This is a genomic window from Brevibacillus sp. HB1.1 (assembly GCF_013332445.1).
GTDB classification, from domain to species: Bacteria; Bacillota; Bacilli; order Brevibacillales; family Brevibacillaceae; genus Brevibacillus; species Brevibacillus porteri.
Map to the genome: position 1 here is coordinate 661,728 of NZ_JABMIV010000002.1, position 17,229 is coordinate 678,956.

The window sequence follows — 17,229 nt, forward strand, 5'->3', positions numbered from 1 at the left end:
TCAAGCCCCTCCTGTCGAAATTGAACGAAATACAAGAAAAAAAGGCATCTCGTCATGTCAGATGCCTTCCCTATATTTGTTGTTTATAGGACTTTGGAACTATTTATTAGAGTATGATCGCAATCAGGCCACCCGATCCCTCGTTGATGATTCGACCTAAAGTCTCCTGTAATTTGTATCTGGCGTTGTCTGGCATCATGGTAATTTTTGCCTGAATACCCTCTCTTACGATGGAATGGAGCGAGCGTCCAAAAATATCGGAGTTCCAGATGGAAAGCGGGTCTTTGTCAAAATCTTGCATCAGATAGCGGACAAGCTCCTCACTCTGCTTCTCTGTTCCGATAATCGGAGCGAATTCAGACTCGACATCCACCCGAATCATGTGAATAGACGGTGCTGTTGCTTTAAGTCTGACTCCAAAGCGCGGCCCCTGGCGGATTAGTTCAGGTTCGTCCAAGGTCATTTCATGCAACGACGGGGCTGCTATACCGTAGCCCGTACTTCGGACCATGTGCAATGCTTCCGCTACCTGATCAAACTCGCGCTTGGCATGTGCGAATTCCTGCATGATTTTCAACAAGTGATCCTTGCCATTTATCTCAACACCGACAATTTCCATCAAGATGCGGTCATACAGTTCATCTGGCGCGTAGAGGTCAATCTCTGCGATCCCTTGCCCCATATGCATACCAGCAAGAGAGGCTCTCTCTACGAAGTCATAGTCATTGAAGAAGCCGACGACACGGTCCACATCGCGTAACCGGCGGATATCCTGCACGGTCTCACGTACGGCTTCCTCGTAGTTCTGACGCAGCCAGTGCCCGTTTTCCAGCACCATTACCCAGCTCGGCAGATTGACATTTACTTCATGAACTGGGAATTCAAACAGAACTTCTCTCATGAGGAGTAAGATTTCCTGCTCTGTCATATGATCAACCGACAAGGCAACGACTGGGACATCGTATTTTTCCTGGAGCTGTACACGAAGGTTTTGTGCTTCGTCGGCGCGCGGACGCGTCGAGTTTACAACGATCACGAACGGTTTTCCGACTTCCTTCAGCTCGTTTACAACCCGCTCCTCTGCATCGATGTATCCTACACGCGGTATTTCCGCGATGCTGCCATCCGTTGTCACAACAATCCCGATGGTTGAGTGTTCCTGGATAACCTTGCGTGTCCCGACTTCAGCCGCTTCCTCAAATGGTACAGGCTCTTCATACCAAGGTGTATTTACCATTCTTGGGCCATTGTCGTCTTCAAAGCCCTTTGCCCCTTGCACCGTATAGCCAACGCAGTCAACGAGGCGGACATTGATGCTGAGTCCTTCTGTCACATGTACGTTAACGGCCTGATTCGGAACAAATTTGGGTTCGGTTGTCATGATTGTTCGTCCTGAAGCGCTCTGCGGCAACTCGTCTGTCGCTCGTATCCGCTCCGCTTCAGAGTTAATATTCGGGATGACAACTTGCTCCATAAACCGCTTGATAAAGGTAGACTTTCCCGTACGAACAGGGCCTACCACTCCGAGGTAGATGTCTCCGCCCGTCCGTTCGGCAATGTCTTTAAAGATGTCGACTCGTTCCACCATCGATGACCTCCTTCTATTTGTCTATTTTTACACTATGACCGATTTTCCGAATTATCCCTGACCGCCAGTATTTTCGTAGGGAATCTCGTACTAGTTTTGTGGACAGTACAAATATATGTATTTTTGCGTTAACTAGAACAAAAAAAACGACCCTGATCAGAGTCGTTTTTCGTAAAGCTAATTTAGTTTGAGAAGCCTTGGGTCACCATCGACCATTTCATATGGAAACGATTTCGCTGGCACAAACATCGAATGGCGTGCAAGAACGTACCTCGGGTCTGTTTTTTCCGGCACGGTTACTTTTGTATCCCGAAGCAATTGCGCGATATCCGAAGCATAGTCGATCCCGACTTGTCCTTCAGCGTTCATGACCAGTGGCAATAAGTAAGTCCCCATCGTGGACGGCACCTGCCACGCTTTTAACCCGAGCCGTTCATGATCGATGGAATAGTAGCCATTCCCCAGGTCAGCGAGTACAGGCAGCTTTTCGAAATGTCCCTTGTAACGGTCTACTTCGCTCTGTACATCCGCTACTGTACTGACAGCGGTCAAATGAATGAGCTTCACTGTCGGCTTTGTATCCACATCAATGAGTACGTACTTGTATACGCCACCTTTTTCAAATGCGTTCCCTGGTACATCCGGCATGTATTTAGGGATCATCCTACGGAAATCAATCTCGTATTTTTCAAAAATAGGAGTATCGAGGGTTTTCGTTACGATTGGCAATACTGCTGTGTCTTTTTGGAATTGCTCAATCGCTTTTTGTGTTGCTTCTACAAAAAAGGTACTAGGAATTTGATTCTCTGCTCTGCGTTCATCCGGATACAAGCATCCGGATAAAAGAGAAGACAGAATCGTCAAACTGATCACAAGCTTGAACGATTTTCGCCACGATTGCCACATCTTATGTACACACCTCTTACATTCCATCTTCATTTTCTTTGCGTTGTCGCTCGAGTGCAGCCGCTACCACTGATTTCAGCTTGCTTTCTGGAATCCTGACTGTACAATCCTTTTCCGTCGTTTTTGCCTGACAGGCCAAACGAATCCCATTGGCGAGATCCTTTTCAGGCAGCTTGCGTTTTTCTAGCGCCGTTGGCGGGCACAGCAGGCCATTCTCAACGACCACACGGCACATCAGACAAGATGCATGCCCACCGCATCTCTGCGGGATTACGACGCGAGCTGACGAAGCTACACCGACCAAGGTTTGCCCTGTCCGCGCCTTCACACTCTTCTTGCTCGGGAGAAAGGTTACTTTCCCCATTTTTTCACTTCCTTTACTAGTACGGCCGATGAGCTACCTTGACTGTTCCTGCTGAAACAATCTTTGTCTGGCAGCCTAATCTGTAGCCTTCTGCGCGTTCAGCCTTGCGCAATCGCAGTTTTTCTTCTGGTGTCACTTCGTTTAAGTACTCTGCTCCTTCTAGAACATGCGTACGGCATTGTGCACATACCCCTCTTTGGCAGGCATGGCCCCACACGATGTTGTTCTTTTTCGCAAGAGCAACAATGGATTCATTCAACTCGATCGAGACTTCATGACTGCCTGCACGAGTAAGTAATGTGATCGTTGACATCGATAATCCTCCCTAGACAAAAATCACAATCAAAATCATGACAAGCACGACGAGTAATAGTAAGAATGCGAAGGTCTTCACCAGGAACCGCAAAAACGCATTGGTTATTTTTCTGGCAAAGATCATAACTAAATTGCAGACGAACATGAGCCCAATGGCAATTAAGGAAATGTTCATCTTTGTCATAGGATCAATATACATCGGGACTGCAGCATCCTTTGCATTTTTTGCTTTATTATACCATACTTCCCCATCTTCGTCTGACGCTTGCGAACCTAATACTAGACATTCGCATAGACTATCGTGATGAATTCGCCCATTGGAGGGATGAAACGTTGAGTAATAAAGTAAATAATCGAAAATGGCGGAATCCATACGCGCCTATACCCAGCAAAAAATTAAGCGACCAAATCGAAAATGTCTCCCTTTCCATTTCACCGAAAAGAATCCTGCCCTCGGTTGATTTGCGCACCTCTGTTTCAAAAATGCGCCATAACATCAAAGGGATCGGCAGCACGATCCGGCAGGTAGAAGACACGATGGATTCGTTGTACGGGGCGATGGAGATGATGGAGAACCTCGGAAAACGCACGCCTGAGCCTGAGGTCGTTGCCGAAAAGCCTACTGGCAAACGCAAAGCTGCTCCAGAGCCACAAAAGGCAGCAGAAACAGCACCACAGGAATCAGGCTTAGGCAACCTTTTGGGCAATATAGATATCGGGCAATTACTGGGTCTCCTGCAATCCCCATTAGTCCAGAACCTGATTACACAGGTAAGCAGCAACTCCAAGGAACGAAAAAAAGAGGGATAAGATCCCTCTTTTTTTCTTGCAATCTGTAGGTCAGCCATGTCCCTGTAGAGCCATGATTGTTCCTAGTCTTACTGTATGACGGTTTTTGTTGCAGGTAACGGGCATAATCGCCCATTTCTCTTATTTGAGCAGCTTGGTCAAGGTGGACATGTCACTGAGATTGATTTCCTGATTGCGAAACATTTCAATGACCTTATCCTCCTTTTCAGGAGTTAATTGCTTGCCGCTAAGGGTAGCGAGTGTGCGAATGATTTGACGGAGCTTAGTCTCATCTTCAAAATCACTGCGCTTGACCTGACCGGCTAGTGAACGAAGCTTTTCTTCATCAACATTTTCCGTTGCTTTTCCTTGCAAGCGCTCAAAAAGTCGTTTCGACATATTATTCATGTGAAATCTCCTCCTGCACATGGGCTTTCACCCTATCGTATGTGCAGAAGCCTAAATCGGTGATACTTCATTCATGACTTATTCCGCATCAGGATTGAGGTATGCCATTTCAAAGGTTTTTCCGCGCCCCATCAGTTCTTCCACGCCTTGACGAGCTTCTTTTCCTTCAAACAGCATGCCATACAGAACAGAAGTGATTGGCATTTCCACTTGCTCGCGTTTCGATAAGGAAAAGGCTGCATTTGTTGTCCGAACGCCTTCGACGACCATCCCCATCTGCGCCAGTACGTCATCGAGTTTTTTTCCTTGTCCGAGCATATAACCTGCACGCCAGTTTCGGCTGTGTTTACTTGTACATGTGGCAATCAAATCGCCAACACCAGCTAGACCTGAGAACGTAAGCGGCTTAGCACCGAGCTTAATGCCCAGACGGCTAATTTCCGCCAAACCACGGGTCAACAGCGCTGCCTTAGCGTTGTCTCCGTATCCTAAGCCATCAGACATCCCTGCACCAAGTGCAATGATGTTCTTCAACGCTCCAGCGATCTCAGCGCCAATCAAATCCGGGTTAGTATACACACGAAAATTCGTATTCATCAGCAAATCCTGAGAGCGCAGCATGCTTTCTTCCGATTCAGACGCCATCACAACTGTCGTTGGTTGCCGTTTGACTACTTCCTCGGCATGGCTCGGTCCTGACAACACAGCCATTCTGGACGCAATCTCTTTCGGCACCTCTTCCGCAATGACTTCTGACATTCGCTTCAGACTTTCCAGTTCAAAGCCTTTTGTCGCATGAATCAAAAGTACATCCGGTTCTAAGTACGGAGCCACTTGCTGACAGATTTGGCGCATAGCATGGGAAGGAACAACGAGAAGAACAATTCGCTTGCCTATTACAGCCTCTTGAATGTTGGTCGTTGCCACTATGTTTGCTGAAAGCTTTTCTCCAGGCAGGTATTTTTCATTCACATGCTTGCTGTTTATTTCTTCTGCCAGCTTGGTATCCCGTACCCAAAGCGTAACCTGATGCCCGTTGTCCGCCAAAACAGTCGCAAGTGCCGTTCCCCAGCTTCCGGCCCCAATCACCGTAACATTTTGAATCAATACGTCCCCCTCCACTTTTTTCATGTCCGTTCGTACATTATCCCAGCTTCCGGTTGGACTTATCTCCTAGTTTCCGTTCGTTTCCTGAAAGAAGATTGCGGATATTATTATAATGACGAATGTAAGCAAAGATTGCGATCGCCAAGCTCGCCCAAATAAAGGAAATAGGTTTGTCCAACAAGTAAAGGGTGAATGGAATAACCGTTACGATAACCAATGATCCTAATGAAACAAAGCGAGTGATCGCAATGACTATGACAGCCAACACGGCAGCGATCAAAAAAGCCAAGGGAGAAAAACCTAACACGACACCTAGCGTGGTCGCAATGCCTTTCCCTCCGCGGAATCCAAAAAAGATCGGCCAATTGTGACCGGCGATAACAAACAAGCCTGCCACAGCATACGCTGCCGGGTCTCCTGTCATCAGGTGAGTCAGTCCCATCGCAGCTGTTCCTTTAAGTGCATCAAGAAGGAGAACGGCAATGCCGGGGCCTTTTCCTAACACCCTTAAGGTATTAGTTGCACCGGCATTTCCGCTGCCATGAGAACGTATGTCAATTCCTGCGACTTTTTTGGCGATAAGATAGCTAAAGCTAATAGAACCGATTAAATAGCTAATCACCCAGGATAATAACACCATGGCGTTTTTCTCTCCCTACGTTTTTTTCCGTGTCCAGATTCTAACTGGTGTGCCTTCAAACACAAAAGCTTCACGGATCTTGTTCTCTATGTAACGTTCATAGGAGAAGTGCATAAGTTCTGGATCGTTCACAAACAAAATGAACGTCGGTGGTTTCACTGTCGCTTGTGTCGCATAGTTGATCTTCAAGCGTTTGCCGCGATCAGATGGTGGAGGTGTACGGATCGTCGCATCTGTTACCAAATCATTGAGAACGCCGGTAGGAACGCGCATAGTATGTGCTTGTGCTACTTCATTAACCTTCGGCAGAATCGTATGGACACGTTGCTTCGATTTTGCAGACACATACATGATCGGAGCGTAATCCAGGTATTTAAATTCTTCGCGGATCAACTCTGTGAAGCGTTGCATCGTTTTGTCGTCTTTTTCAATAGCATCCCATTTGTTCACGACAATAATGACACCACGGCCAGCCTCATGTGCATAACCCGCGATCTTCTTGTCCTGCTCGATAATGCCCTCTTCCCCGTTAATGACAACAAGAACGACATCGGAATCTTCAATGGAACGCATCGCACGCATCACACTGTATTTTTCCGTTGTTTCATACACCTTCCCGCGCTTGCGCATACCTGCCGTATCTACGAGAATGTAGCTTTGGCCATCACGCTCAAATGGCGTGTCGATCGCATCACGGGTCGTTCCGGCAACTTCACTGACAATGACTCGCTCTTCACCGAGAATCGCATTCGTCAAGGAAGACTTCCCGACGTTTGGACGACCGATGATGGATACACGAATGATATCGTCTCTTTTCTCTTCGTCATCCTCTGCTGGGAAATGCTGAACCACGTCTTCCAGCATATCGCCCAAGCCAAGACCATGGCTACCCGAGACAGGGAATGGCTCACCCAAGCCCAAGGAGTAAAAGTCGTAAATATCCGCACGCATTTCCGGATTATCCGCTTTGTTCACCGCGAGTACGACAGGTTTTCCTGTCCGATTCAGCATTCGTGACAGTTCAACGTCCGCATCTGTCACACCTGTGCGGCTATCTGCAATCATAATGATGACATCTGCTTCGTCAATCGCAAGCTCTGCCTGGTAACGCATCTGTGTAAGAATCGCGTCGGTCTCGCCAAACTCAATTCCACCGGTATCAATCACATGGAAAGTATGAGTTAACCATTCACCTTTCCCGTACAGGCGGTCACGGGTTACTCCCGGCATATCCTCCACGATCGCGACTCGTTCGCCAATCAATCTGTTAAAAATCGTGGACTTTCCCACGTTGGGTCTCCCCACAATGGCTACCACTGGTAATCCCATAATCAACAACACTCTCTCTCATTTTACGTTTTGACTAGCTAATCATACCATACACTACTTATGCCGAACAATGATAAGGGTATCGTCGCTCACTTCATGCACCATCGCGTCCAGTATCTTTTCCAGCGTGAAAGCCGTTTGCTGCATCTTCTCCGTAGTAGATTCGATAAAAATCGGGACACCACCCGCAATCCTGTCTTTGTTCGTCGTAATCACCGACAAGATTAATCCTGTCATGGCCTACAGCTCCTTTTTCACCATTCTAGTCTTCGTTGGCATTCGGAAGACGCTTTCGAGAATCGGGACTGCACGAATGACGGACGTTGCGCGTTCCACATCTTTTTCTTGCGGTAATAAAAATACACCCAGTCTCCCTGACTGTATATCACGTTTTACCAATGGTGTTAGCGATGGCTCTCCCGTATCTGTATAAACGCCGAGCTGCGTCGCGACATCGTGCAATATCGCTTGCCGCTGTCCTGGGTGGGCAATCGTGACCTTGGCATTGGCATCCCTCGGTGTCAGAATAAAACCCACACCTTGCTCACGTATGATCTCTTGGGCATCTGCCAACCCGACGTTCATGATGTAAATGTCGTTCACATACAAGTCTCTTCCTTCCATTCTCACTTCCCCCGGCTCGATCTCTGCAATCAGCGACAGTGTTTTTCCAGAGCGCAGCTTGCGAGAAATCATCAAGGCGATGACACCCGCGATGACACCTCCCCACCAATGAAAAAGGATGGTAGCCGTCGTTGTCACCAAAGAAGTAAACATGACCATGTAATTGCGTCCTTCAAACACCATTGCGATTCCTTCGATATAGGGACCACCACGGGGCACTAGCTCCTGCTTATCGATCTCTGTGAGCGTAGTGCGTTCCATGTTCCTGACATCGCGGAATTGCTGAGCAGCCACCGTCAAAAATGTGACCGCCGTGTAATTCTCCTTGAGCAGGGCAGGAATCGCTAACGCTCCGAGCGCGGATGCAATCACCCCAAGTGAAATGTGAATAATTTTTCCGTGGGGATAGGTTGGATATTGTCGATAATCCGTTCGCAAAAGATGAATCCGGCACATAATCCCGAATAGGAAGCCCAGAACTAAAGGAAAAACATATTCATAAGCTAGCAATTCCTTGAACACCCTAGCGTCACCTGCCCGTATCGGAATGGGAAGACTCTGTTTCTGTTCTACCAAGAATACGACGAATCGCAGACCAGACGATGCTGACGAGAGCCCATAGTGATATGCCACTCCACAAGAGATCTTGCGCATACTCCGATCCCCATTGACAGGAACCCGACAATTTCCAAAAATAAAGCGAATGTATCGCATCTGCGAGTGGCATGGCGAGCGTGAGCTGAAACAGCTGGCCCAGATTCGTTCTGCTCATCAAAAAAATCGTACTGACTCCAACAGCGGGTACGATGATCCTCTCATCCCAAAACAGCAAGATCGGATCGGTAAAAAACAGCCAGCGCAGCCAAAATAGCAAAAGGGCGGTTGCCAGCGCACTCAGCAAGTACAATCTGCGTATTTTGGACATGAGCTTGGTGTAAAGGACAATACTTGCGATCAGTGGCAATATCGTTCCACTTAGACTAACTTGAATGGGGGCAAAATAGATTTCCCAGTTCACAAACGTACAAATTAAAAACGCACTGATCACTGCGAGCACTCGTCTGCGTTCCATCTTCATGTTTTGCAGCTGCAAGTCAAAGCTTCCCATCCAGACAAGACACAGCAAAGACCACTGGATGAGGATCGCAACGGTTCCCTCGTTCATGTTCATCTCCTCAAAATGATGGTTGTCTCCCCCAAAAGTATGCCTCAACCAAGGAAATTTCATGAATCGAATGCTCGTCCACTAACTAACGTTGCGCCAGTCTCTCCAATTGGATGTGACGAAGCCTAGCTCTCTCCGCTGTTTTTCCCGTGATCATAACAGGAGTACAAACTGCGTCTGCCAGACCTTTCATACCTAGCGCCGTCATAGCCACACGAATTTGGTGATGCCATCTGTCGACGGTAGACAAGCATTCTTCCAGAGATTCGCGTTGAACCAGACGCAGCATTGCCCCCGCCATCCCGACAGCAGACGCGCCTAAAGAAGCGGCTTTGACTACATCGAGTCCATGACGAACACCGCCTGTTGCTATGTACGACATTCCCGGATGACCGACAGCATTCGCTTCCAGCAAGCTCTCTACCGTCGTGAATCCCCAATCTTCAAACATCGCGTGAGGATGATCACTACGCATATTTTCGACTTGAGCAAAATTTGTTCCGCCCCTTCCACCCACATCGATGGTTCTGATCCCGATTTCTATGAGTTTCTCGATTGATTCCTTCGCCATGCCAAAACCGACTTCTTTGACCATAACCGGTACATCCAGACTCTCCCTGATTGCTTGAATCCTCTCGAGATAGCCGCGAAAATCCCGATCTCCCTCTGGCATCAGCAGCTCTTGCATGACATTCAGATGCATTTGCAGTCCGTTCGCTTCTATCATCTCCACCGCTGCTGTTGCCTGCTCCACTGTCGCCTCCGCCCCAACATTTGCAAACAAGATCCCCTGTGGATGTTCCCTTCTGACAATCCGATAGCTATCCGTAACATCCGGATCACGCAGAGCCGCCATTTGTGAGCCAACAGCCATAGCCAGATTGCGTTCCCTCGCAATGATCGCCAGTTTTTGATTGATTTGCGTAGTCCCACCAGCTCCACCCGTCATCGCATTAATCATAATCGGTGAGGAGAGTCGTAAGGATGCAATCTCGGTGTCCAGTGAAGTTTCAGCAAATGCTGCATTCGGCAAGCTGTTTGGAACAAAGCTAACATCATCAAAACTATTCGCACCATTTTCCCCAGTAACAAGAGCATTTCGAATATGGTCCAGTTTTCTAATCGAACGACGATCCATTCTACCCCTCCTAGACTTTCACTCCCAGAAAAAAGGGATACGCCAGAGCGTATCCCCATGAGTCCTACTTTTTATCTTACTTGAACTTGTCTTTCAGATCACCGAACAACTCGCCCAATGTCACGCCCATTGGTTGGTTGTTTTCTTGCGTGAATTGTTGCTGTTCACGCTTACTCGCACGTTCTGCCTGCTCCACACGGTCTTCTTCTACTGCACGGATGCTGAGGCTAATGCGCTGTTCTTGTGGAACAACATCCAAAACTTTCACTTGTACTTCTTGGCCCTCTTTCAAAACCTCACTCGGTGTATTCACCCGGCGATTTGCAATTTGCGAGATGTGTACCAGGCCTTCGATTCCAGGAGCCAGCTCAATAAATGCACCGAAGGACACCAAACGTTTTACAGTTCCATTCAAAATAGAGCCCGCTTTGAAATCTTCTGCAACGTTCGCCCATGGACCTGCTTGCGTTTCCTTAATGCTAAGGCCAATGCGCTCGTTTTCACGGTCAATTTTGAGGACCTTCACTTGCACCTTGTCGCCTTCCTTCACTACATCGGACGGCTTATCTACACGGTTCCAAGCAAGTTCAGATACGTGAACCAATCCATCAACACCACCGATATCCACGAATACGCCGAAATCAGTCATGCGCTGAACCGTTCCTTCCAATACTTGACCCACTTGGATTTTATCCATAATGGATTGCTTTTGCACTTTTACTTCGTCTTCCAAAACCGCTTTGTGGGACAGGATGACTTTATTCTTTTCCTTATCCATTTCTACTACTTTCAAAGCCAATGTTTTGCCTTTGTAATCAGAGAAATCTTCAACAAAATGACGCTCTACCATGGAAGCCGGAATGAAGCCGCGAACGCCTACATCAACAACCAGGCCGCCCTTCACTACTTCTTTCACGGACGCTTCGATGATCTCACCCGCTTGCATTTTTTGCTCAAGATCAGACCAAGAAGATTCCATCGCTACGGCTTTCTTGGAAACAACGAGCTCTTCTTTCTCGTCGTTTAGCTTGATGACTTTCACTTCGAAAGTATCACCAACCGCTACTACATCAGATACCTTTTCAACATGCAGTGGAGACAGTTCGCTGATAGGAATCAGACCATCGTACTTGTAACCTAGATCTACAAGCGCTTGTTTGTCCTCAACTTTTGTTACGGTTGCTTTTACGACATCTCCTACGGAAATGGTTGTTGCATCCGTCAAGCTTACGTTCGTTTCTTCCATCATTCAAAAGACCTCCTTAATACCATCCAGTCCCAAACGTCTATGTACAGGTTGTGTACAACCTCACTACACGAAGCGGGAGCATGTATATTTTTAACTGTCGCCTGATGGCTGGCAGTTAGTACTGATGAAGCCAGTAAGTTCCAGCAGATTTAGTATTTGTCCCTTTAGCAATTCTATACCGTTTGCTAAGAGAGATGCTGGTTCCGTAATTGCTTGATGTGCTCCATAATCAGATCGCTCGCTTCCTTCAACGTATCAGCGCTTGATTTGGCCTCGCGCAGTTGAGTCAGATCGATCGGTTTACCGTAAACGATCTTAATGGAACGAAACGGCCGATATGGCCCGATAATGGCTACCGGAATGACCGCGGCTTCTGATTTGAGAGCGAACATCGCCACACCCGGCATCGCTTCCCCTGGTTCCCCTGTTTTGCTGCGGGTTCCCTCAGGAAAGATTCCAAAGATTTTTCCATCTTCCAGCAATTTGAGAGTCGTGCGAATGGCCGCACGATCTCCTGCACCCCGTTTGACCGGAAATGCACCGAATTTGGTAATGAGAAAGGATATGACCGGAATTTTGAACAGCTCTTCTTTGGCCATGAAATGAACCTGACGCTCGATACCACTCCCGAGAAGCGGTGGGTCCCACAAAGAAATGTGGTTGGCACAAAGGATCACTGGGCCTTCCTTAGGTATATGTTCACGCCCGATCACTTGCCAACGAAAGACAAGCGAAAAAATTATGCGAAAAAAACCTCTGAATAAACGATAGTAACTCAATGGGTTGACTCTCCCGTTCGCTCGCAGATTTGCAAGATGCGATCGACCACCTGATCAATGGTCATTCCTGTTGTGTCTACCAAAACGGCATCTTCCGCCTGGCGCAACGGTGCGACTTCTCTCTGCATGTCCCGTCGATCTCGCTCTTCGATTTCTTTTTCCAGCTCAGCCAAGTCTGTCTGGGTACCTTTTGCGAGTAGTTCCTTCCAGCGGCGTTCTGCACGCTCTTGGATGGAGGCCGTCAGAAATATCTTCACATCTGCATCAGGCAAAACATGAGTACCGATATCTCTACCGTCCATGACGACATTGCCTTGCGTCGCCAATCGTCGCTGGAGCACAAGCATTTGTTCACGTACGGAACCGTAGCTCGCTACAATGGAGGCGTACTGGCTCACTTCTGTGGAACGTATCCAGCTTGTGGCATCGATTTCATTCCAGTATACATGTTGCTGTCCGTTTTCCCGAACCAGTTGAATCCTGTTTTTTTGCAAAAGTTCGGAAACTGCAGACTCATCGTTGATAGGGAGCTGATGATGGTGGACTGCCCAAGCGAGGGCACGATACATGGCACCCGTGTCAATGTACACGTATTCCAGTTGTCCCGCTACTTTTTGGGCGACAGTGCTTTTGCCTGCTCCCGCTGGTCCATCAATGGCAATGTTCATTACTTCTCACCTGCTATGTACGTTAGTTCGGATGGGAATAAAACAAGAAAAGCTTCTGTCGAAGCCCTTTCCCATTCTTTGTGTGATGAAAAACGATATTGCGTTTTTCGGATTTGGCTGTGACCACTATCGGTCTACAAAAAACGATCCAAGACCGTTTTCTATGTTATCTATAATAGTACCATAGTATGGAAGCATGCGCAAACCTTTAGGGCTCTCTGGACACGCCTTCCAAGCGCTCTGTTTCGATTAATACTAGTCTTGCGGGTACGTACTGAATGAGGACTTCGCCTACGGTCAGTACAATCGCACATACGACAATTCCAATCATGATGCCTTTTTCTACCCGTTTGGAAAAGCTGCGAAAACGATCGTTGTACTGACTGGTCAATAGGGTCACTTCCTCTGATGAAGCGTCAATCCACAACGCCTTTTTTGCGAAGCTCTAGCTGTCTCTCGTAACACGCTCTAACCACTTTTGCCCGATCTTGCTCACTGATTTGGGTGAACTTACCCGAAATCCATTGGTGCAAACCTTTTTCTTCCGCCGGTTTTTGTCTGACGATTTCCATCTCAACAAAAGCATGTTGAACCTGTCCATTTTTGCTTGGAAGGGAAATCCAGACCTGCAAGTTGTCTTTTTCCTTCAAATGATAGCTTTCCTCACAGCTAAAAGACAGCCCACCACCGCTGATATCCAGCGTTCGTGCCAGAAAATGATAGCGTCGAATCGGATCATCCAGTTTGACTGCGATGTCTACTGTGGTGTCAATTCTCAAGTAGTTTCGTCGCTGTGTGCGCACAATCTCCTCTTTCGCTGGGAGTTGCAAAAGCAGTACAGGAATGTGGTTGTTTTGCCTGCCGACAATCGCAGAGCGGAATTCATAGCGTGAGCCATCCTCGCCAACATACCAAACCAAGCATTCTGTCCCTGGTTGAAATATCCCAGTCCGTCCAGTGTTTTCGCTGGTTGGCAACTCGATGAAAGCTACATCATCCTTCAAATCAGCCACTCGGCTTTTGAACGTTTGCAGCTCCATTTCTTCTGAGGAACTCGTGAAGTTTAGTCTGATTGTTTGTCCTATTCGTGGAAGCATCATAAAGTAAATGTTCCTCCCCTTCCCTATCACCCTTTCCATTATATACCCTTTTGTTTCGAATCAGCAAATAGGGAAAGCCGCTAAAAAACTAGCTTTCCCCCTGATTTTTCAAACGCTATTGTCCCTCGTTCTGTGCTGATCCCGTTTCCATTTTCACAACTTCTTCTTCTTCTCCATTCATGGCGTTGATATAGACCATGTACGAATTTCCTTCAAAGCTACCTGTCATTTCCCATGTCAATACTTCTTTTCCATCGTTTTTCCCTTCGATGAGAGCAAGGCGTTGATCCGTCACTTTTACACTCGGATTGACCTTTTTCCTTGCTTCTTCTTTCGTGAGACGAGGCTCGGAGATAATTCTCTTTTTGTGATTAAACAGATACTCCGTCGAGTTAAAGGCAGTAACCTCTCCATTGTCCAACGCGATCTCGACGACCACCCCGTCAGGATAAATTCTGACGCCATCCTGAACAGGCACAAACGTAAAGAGTGCGTTGCGGTCGTAGCTGTCAATCTCGGAGACCTGCATATTGTCAAATCCGTGGTTACGCAAGAACACGCGACCTTTTTCTTCCGCCTGTGTCATGTCCAGCTTTTCCTCACCAACCCCACGCTCGTTCATCATCCAAACCACTTTACCGCCGCGTTTGGTGACATCGAGGTTAATGCCTGTCTTGTGTCCTTTTGGCGTGACACGTACACTATACGCCGAGTATTCCTGCCCCTTGCCGTTCTCATTCACTTCTACTTTCGCATCCCCTGGCTTCAACCCGAGAAACGCCAGTGCATTCTTCTCTGCTTCCTCTTTGGTGGCTGCTTTGCCATCGATCCCTTTGATTCGCTGCTGCTTTTTCTTATCGAGACTCTGTATCCCGACGCCCCAGTCTAAATCAGGGTATTCCTGCACTTTTTTCTCAATGGTTTGGAAGCCATCGATGATGGAATTGTCCTCTTTGCTTTTATTGGAGGCCAATGCCGTCTCGACATCCATCCACCTCAATTGTTTGTCCATCGCGAGGGTTTGTACCTTGCGTAGCTCATCCTGGATATCCTTTGCTTGGGTGTGCAGGCTCTTCAATGTCTTGTATTCACTCTGGCTCAATGGCTGCTTGTCCAGATCACGCACAGCGACGCGATAAGAAAAATCTGCGACCCTCGACAGCATTTCTTCGGTTTTGCTAAACGCCATCAAGGTCAGTGGGAGTTGTCCGACATCCGCTTGTGCCGCATAGGAAAGCCGCCAAACACTCGTCAAAATGGGGGTCATTTGTCTGCGCGAGTTGACTACCAGCGATTTGCCAAGCTCATCGTGCAGCTTGTCCACATGATAAGTGAGATCGTGAAAAGCTCGTTGATATGAGTTTTCCGCTTTGATCAGGACCGAGTTCTTCTCATTGTGCTCCTGATATCCCCACACGCCAGCGCCTATTAAGGCAACCAGGGCAATGGGAAATAACACACGTGCTGTTGCTCCATATACCATCCCTTGCCACTCCTCCTTTGATTACGTATCCATCATCTGCAAAAGATGTGTTTCCCGATCTTTTTGACCTGCGGCCTGGTCCAAATCCAACCGGATGTTGCTGTATCCGGATTAAAATAGTACGTGCAGCCTCCCGTCGGGTCCCAGCCATTTAGCGCATTCTTCACTGCTTTCGTCGCACTTTCATTCGGTGTCAGCCATATTTGACCATCAGCAACTGCTGTAAAAGCACGTGGTTCGAATATTACAGCCGAGGGCGTATCAGGAAACGAAGGACTCTTGACGCGGTTCAAAATAACGGCTGCGACAGCTACTTGCCCTTCAAACGGCTCTCCTCTTGCCTCCCCGTAAACAGCATTCGCCATGATTTTCAAATCATTGTCAGAGACCCGTGAAGGATGAAAGCTGGCTTGGGTTTTGGCAGTATTTTTCTTTGCAGCAGGTGCAGCCATCTGCTGTTCTTGTACGGCAGCTACATTCTTTTCTTTCCAGACAACCTTGTATCCACTCAAGCCAGCTGCTACCAACATCACTAACACACCTGCGATCCAGATTGTACGCACGGCTGAATCCTCCTTGGCATGTATTGAAATCTTTGCATAGTGTTGGTGGAGGAAGAATGGATTATGCATGTAAATCTGGATATAGAAAAAGACCGATGCTATTTGCATCGGCCCACATAGATTTGTCACGCTTTTTCAGTTGGGAAAGGAAAAGATCAGGACTCGTCAATCCGAAAATGCTTATCGTTGTCACACAGGCATTGCTTGAACCCTGTTTCTATTTGCCCTCCAGGTTCTCGATGACCACGCAGTGTAAACTTTTCTCCACATACATTGCATTGAATTGTCACTTTTGCTCGTTCGGTTTTTAGCACGTACGTCTCCTCCTTACCGTCTATTGTGGACGTGAAGAGAGGTTTTTAGAACCGAAATCGTGTGCTCTTTGTACCTTTTTTAAGCCCTGCCACCACAAGACGAGCATGAATGGTACAATCACGACCAACCAGTTTTGCACTGCCAAAAAAATCACGTTGTACAGGGCATGCAAGCCGATTGGCAAGGTAATCGACATCCATAAAAAAAGCCGCTCATGTTTGGCGTCCTTGGAAAACTTGGCCCGTCCGAGATAATAGCCCATCCACACCGCAAACAACGCATGGCTGGATACCGGCAGAAAGGCACGCCAGATGGCGATATTCGTTCCGTTGATAATGAGGTAGAACAAATTCTCCAGCGTAGCAAAACCAAGTGACACCGCAACCGCATAAACAATTCCATCGTATGGCTCATCAAATTCCAAATGTTTATAAACCGTAAAATAGATGACCATCCATTTAAAAAATTCTTCCACGACAGCGGATTGGAAAACTTCCGCGACAATGCCATCCCGCCAGTTCCATTCATTCTGCATGATGTACTGGAGCACCATAATCGGTACAACCAGCAGCATCCCAAAGATAAACGACCGGATCACCATCGAAATCGGCTCCGGTTCGAGACTGTCACGCAGGTAAAAGTAACTTAAGATGGCGATACCGGGGGCAACTGCCGCGCCGATCAAAGCAATCATCTTTT

General features: G+C 47.6%; 23 protein-coding genes. 1 reads left to right on the forward strand and 22 read right to left on the reverse strand.

Features of this window, described 5'->3' with window-relative positions; genetic code table 11:
• Window positions 1–106: 106 nt before the first annotated feature.
• The 5 genes from spoIVA to HPY27_RS07995 form a co-directional block, all read right to left on the reverse strand.
• Window positions 107–1,585, reverse strand: a complete 1,479-nt coding sequence (gene spoIVA, locus HPY27_RS07975; protein WP_026043041.1) for a stage IV sporulation protein A — start codon at window positions 1,583–1,585, stop codon at window positions 107–109.
• A gap of 180 nt (window positions 1,586–1,765) precedes the next feature.
• Window positions 1,766–2,494 (reverse strand): hypothetical protein, encoded by a 729-nt coding sequence (locus HPY27_RS07980; protein ID WP_017248106.1) that lies wholly within the window; start codon window positions 2,492–2,494, stop codon window positions 1,766–1,768.
• A gap of 16 nt (window positions 2,495–2,510) precedes the next feature.
• Window positions 2,511–2,858, reverse strand: a complete 348-nt coding sequence (locus tag HPY27_RS07985; RefSeq protein ID WP_012686141.1) for a 2Fe-2S iron-sulfur cluster-binding protein — start codon at window positions 2,856–2,858, stop codon at window positions 2,511–2,513.
• A gap of 16 nt (window positions 2,859–2,874) precedes the next feature.
• Complete coding sequence (locus HPY27_RS07990; protein ID WP_017248105.1) at window positions 2,875–3,171, reverse strand: 2Fe-2S iron-sulfur cluster-binding protein; 297 nt, start codon at window positions 3,169–3,171, stop codon at window positions 2,875–2,877.
• A 12-nt stretch (window positions 3,172–3,183) separates the two neighbouring features.
• Window positions 3,184–3,372 (reverse strand): DUF2768 family protein, encoded by a 189-nt coding sequence (locus HPY27_RS07995; protein ID WP_017248104.1) that lies wholly within the window; start codon window positions 3,370–3,372, stop codon window positions 3,184–3,186.
• Window positions 3,373–3,506: 134 nt separating this feature from the next.
• Between HPY27_RS07995 and HPY27_RS08000 the strand changes: the two genes are divergently transcribed.
• Window positions 3,507–3,983 (forward strand): hypothetical protein, encoded by a 477-nt coding sequence (locus HPY27_RS08000; RefSeq protein ID WP_017248103.1) that lies wholly within the window; start codon window positions 3,507–3,509, stop codon window positions 3,981–3,983.
• Window positions 3,984–4,103: 120 nt separating this feature from the next.
• On the opposite strand, the gene HPY27_RS08005 is transcribed toward HPY27_RS08000, so the two are convergent.
• The 17 genes from HPY27_RS08005 to prsW all read right to left on the reverse strand — a co-directional run bounded on the left by HPY27_RS08005 (window position 4,104) and on the right by prsW (window position 17,224).
• Window positions 4,104–4,370 carry a stage VI sporulation protein F gene (locus HPY27_RS08005; RefSeq protein ID WP_017248102.1) on the reverse strand — a complete coding sequence of 89 codons (267 nt, stop codon included), beginning with the start codon at window positions 4,368–4,370 and terminating at the stop codon, window positions 4,104–4,106.
• Between the two features lie 78 nt (window positions 4,371–4,448).
• Window positions 4,449–5,501 carry an NAD(P)H-dependent glycerol-3-phosphate dehydrogenase gene (locus HPY27_RS08010; RefSeq protein WP_217437903.1) on the reverse strand — a complete coding sequence of 351 codons (1,053 nt, stop codon included), beginning with the start codon at window positions 5,499–5,501 and terminating at the stop codon, window positions 4,449–4,451.
• 13 nt (window positions 5,502–5,514) lie between these two features.
• Window positions 5,515–6,117 carry a glycerol-3-phosphate 1-O-acyltransferase PlsY gene (plsY, locus tag HPY27_RS08015; protein ID WP_017248100.1) on the reverse strand — a complete coding sequence of 201 codons (603 nt, stop codon included), beginning with the start codon at window positions 6,115–6,117 and terminating at the stop codon, window positions 5,515–5,517.
• Between the two features lie 15 nt (window positions 6,118–6,132).
• A complete protein-coding gene (gene der, locus HPY27_RS08020) occupies window positions 6,133–7,446 on the reverse strand; it encodes a ribosome biogenesis GTPase Der (protein ID WP_017248099.1) in 1,314 nt (437 codons plus the stop codon).
• Window positions 7,447–7,500: 54 nt separating this feature from the next.
• Entirely contained in the window at window positions 7,501–7,683 is a 183-nt protein-coding gene (locus HPY27_RS08025) for a capping complex subunit for YIEGIA (protein ID WP_017248098.1), read from the reverse strand.
• Window positions 7,684–7,686: 3 nt separating this feature from the next.
• Window positions 7,687–8,592, reverse strand: a complete 906-nt coding sequence (locus HPY27_RS08030) for a YIEGIA family protein (RefSeq protein WP_017248097.1) — start codon at window positions 8,590–8,592, stop codon at window positions 7,687–7,689.
• Window positions 8,593–8,599: 7 nt separating this feature from the next.
• Window positions 8,600–9,235, reverse strand: a complete 636-nt coding sequence (locus HPY27_RS08035; protein ID WP_017248096.1) for a YphA family membrane protein — start codon at window positions 9,233–9,235, stop codon at window positions 8,600–8,602.
• Window positions 9,236–9,320: 85 nt separating this feature from the next.
• Entirely contained in the window at window positions 9,321–10,373 is a 1,053-nt protein-coding gene (gene fni / locus HPY27_RS08040) for a type 2 isopentenyl-diphosphate Delta-isomerase (RefSeq protein ID WP_174224750.1), read from the reverse strand.
• 76 nt (window positions 10,374–10,449) lie between these two features.
• Window positions 10,450–11,622 carry a 30S ribosomal protein S1 gene (rpsA, locus tag HPY27_RS08045; RefSeq protein ID WP_173621598.1) on the reverse strand — a complete coding sequence of 391 codons (1,173 nt, stop codon included), beginning with the start codon at window positions 11,620–11,622 and terminating at the stop codon, window positions 10,450–10,452.
• A 185-nt stretch (window positions 11,623–11,807) separates the two neighbouring features.
• The gene (locus HPY27_RS08050; protein WP_017248093.1) at window positions 11,808–12,401 is read right to left on the reverse strand and encodes a lysophospholipid acyltransferase family protein; all 594 of its coding nucleotides are present in this window, start codon (window positions 12,399–12,401) and stop codon (window positions 11,808–11,810) included.
• Entirely contained in the window at window positions 12,398–13,069 is a 672-nt protein-coding gene (gene cmk, locus HPY27_RS08055) for a (d)CMP kinase (RefSeq protein ID WP_174224751.1), read from the reverse strand. Before cmk ends, HPY27_RS08050 begins: the two co-directional genes overlap by 4 nt.
• Before the next feature lie 208 nt (window positions 13,070–13,277).
• The gene (locus HPY27_RS08060) at window positions 13,278–13,460 is read right to left on the reverse strand and encodes a hypothetical protein (protein WP_174224752.1); all 183 of its coding nucleotides are present in this window, start codon (window positions 13,458–13,460) and stop codon (window positions 13,278–13,280) included.
• A 25-nt stretch (window positions 13,461–13,485) separates the two neighbouring features.
• Window positions 13,486–14,169: a flagellar brake protein gene (locus HPY27_RS08065; RefSeq protein WP_174224753.1), complete on the reverse strand. Its 684-nt coding sequence runs from the start codon at window positions 14,167–14,169 to the stop codon at window positions 13,486–13,488.
• A gap of 115 nt (window positions 14,170–14,284) precedes the next feature.
• Entirely contained in the window at window positions 14,285–15,652 is a 1,368-nt protein-coding gene (ypeB, locus tag HPY27_RS08070) for a germination protein YpeB (RefSeq protein ID WP_017248090.1), read from the reverse strand.
• Window positions 15,653–15,684: 32 nt separating this feature from the next.
• Window positions 15,685–16,344, reverse strand: a complete 660-nt coding sequence (locus HPY27_RS08075) for a cell wall hydrolase (protein ID WP_017248089.1) — start codon at window positions 16,342–16,344, stop codon at window positions 15,685–15,687.
• Between the two features lie 26 nt (window positions 16,345–16,370).
• The gene (locus tag HPY27_RS08080) at window positions 16,371–16,529 is read right to left on the reverse strand and encodes a hypothetical protein (RefSeq protein ID WP_007716480.1); all 159 of its coding nucleotides are present in this window, start codon (window positions 16,527–16,529) and stop codon (window positions 16,371–16,373) included.
• A gap of 20 nt (window positions 16,530–16,549) precedes the next feature.
• Complete coding sequence (gene prsW, locus HPY27_RS08085) at window positions 16,550–17,224, reverse strand: glutamic-type intramembrane protease PrsW (RefSeq protein WP_017248088.1); 675 nt, start codon at window positions 17,222–17,224, stop codon at window positions 16,550–16,552.
• Window positions 17,225–17,229 lie beyond the last annotated feature (5 nt).

Excerpts from the sequence above, each read along its gene's own strand:
- HPY27_RS07980 (WP_017248106.1), bottom strand. The coding sequence starts at position 2,494 with ATGTGGCAATCGTGGCGAAAATCGTTCAAGCTTGTGATCAGTTTGACG.
- HPY27_RS07985 (WP_012686141.1), bottom strand. The coding sequence starts at position 2,858 with ATGGGGAAAGTAACCTTTCTCCCGAGCAAGAAGAGTGTGAAGGCGCGG.
- HPY27_RS07990 (WP_017248105.1), bottom strand. The coding sequence starts at position 3,171 with ATGTCAACGATCACATTACTTACTCGTGCAGGCAGTCATGAAGTCTCG.
- HPY27_RS07995 (WP_017248104.1), bottom strand. The coding sequence starts at position 3,372 with ATGTATATTGATCCTATGACAAAGATGAACATTTCCTTAATTGCCATT.
- HPY27_RS08005 (WP_017248102.1), bottom strand. The coding sequence starts at position 4,370 with ATGAATAATATGTCGAAACGACTTTTTGAGCGCTTGCAAGGAAAAGCA.
- HPY27_RS08010 (WP_217437903.1), bottom strand. The coding sequence starts at position 5,501 with ATGAAAAAAGTGGAGGGGGACGTATTGATTCAAAATGTTACGGTGATT.
- plsY (WP_017248100.1), bottom strand. The coding sequence starts at position 6,117 with ATGGTGTTATTATCCTGGGTGATTAGCTATTTAATCGGTTCTATTAGC.
- der (WP_017248099.1), bottom strand. The coding sequence starts at position 7,446 with ATGGGATTACCAGTGGTAGCCATTGTGGGGAGACCCAACGTGGGAAAG.
- HPY27_RS08025 (WP_017248098.1), bottom strand. The coding sequence starts at position 7,683 with ATGACAGGATTAATCTTGTCGGTGATTACGACGAACAAAGACAGGATT.
- HPY27_RS08035 (WP_017248096.1), bottom strand. The coding sequence starts at position 9,235 with ATGAACGAGGGAACCGTTGCGATCCTCATCCAGTGGTCTTTGCTGTGT.
- fni (WP_174224750.1), bottom strand. The coding sequence starts at position 10,373 with ATGGATCGTCGTTCGATTAGAAAACTGGACCATATTCGAAATGCTCTT.
- rpsA (WP_173621598.1), bottom strand. The coding sequence starts at position 11,622 with ATGATGGAAGAAACGAACGTAAGCTTGACGGATGCAACAACCATTTCC.
- cmk (WP_174224751.1), bottom strand. The coding sequence starts at position 13,069 with ATGAACATTGCCATTGATGGACCAGCGGGAGCAGGCAAAAGCACTGTC.
- HPY27_RS08065 (WP_174224753.1), bottom strand. The coding sequence starts at position 14,169 with ATGATGCTTCCACGAATAGGACAAACAATCAGACTAAACTTCACGAGT.
- ypeB (WP_017248090.1), bottom strand. The coding sequence starts at position 15,652 with ATGGTATATGGAGCAACAGCACGTGTGTTATTTCCCATTGCCCTGGTT.
- prsW (WP_017248088.1), bottom strand. The coding sequence starts at position 17,224 with ATGATTGCTTTGATCGGCGCGGCAGTTGCCCCCGGTATCGCCATCTTA.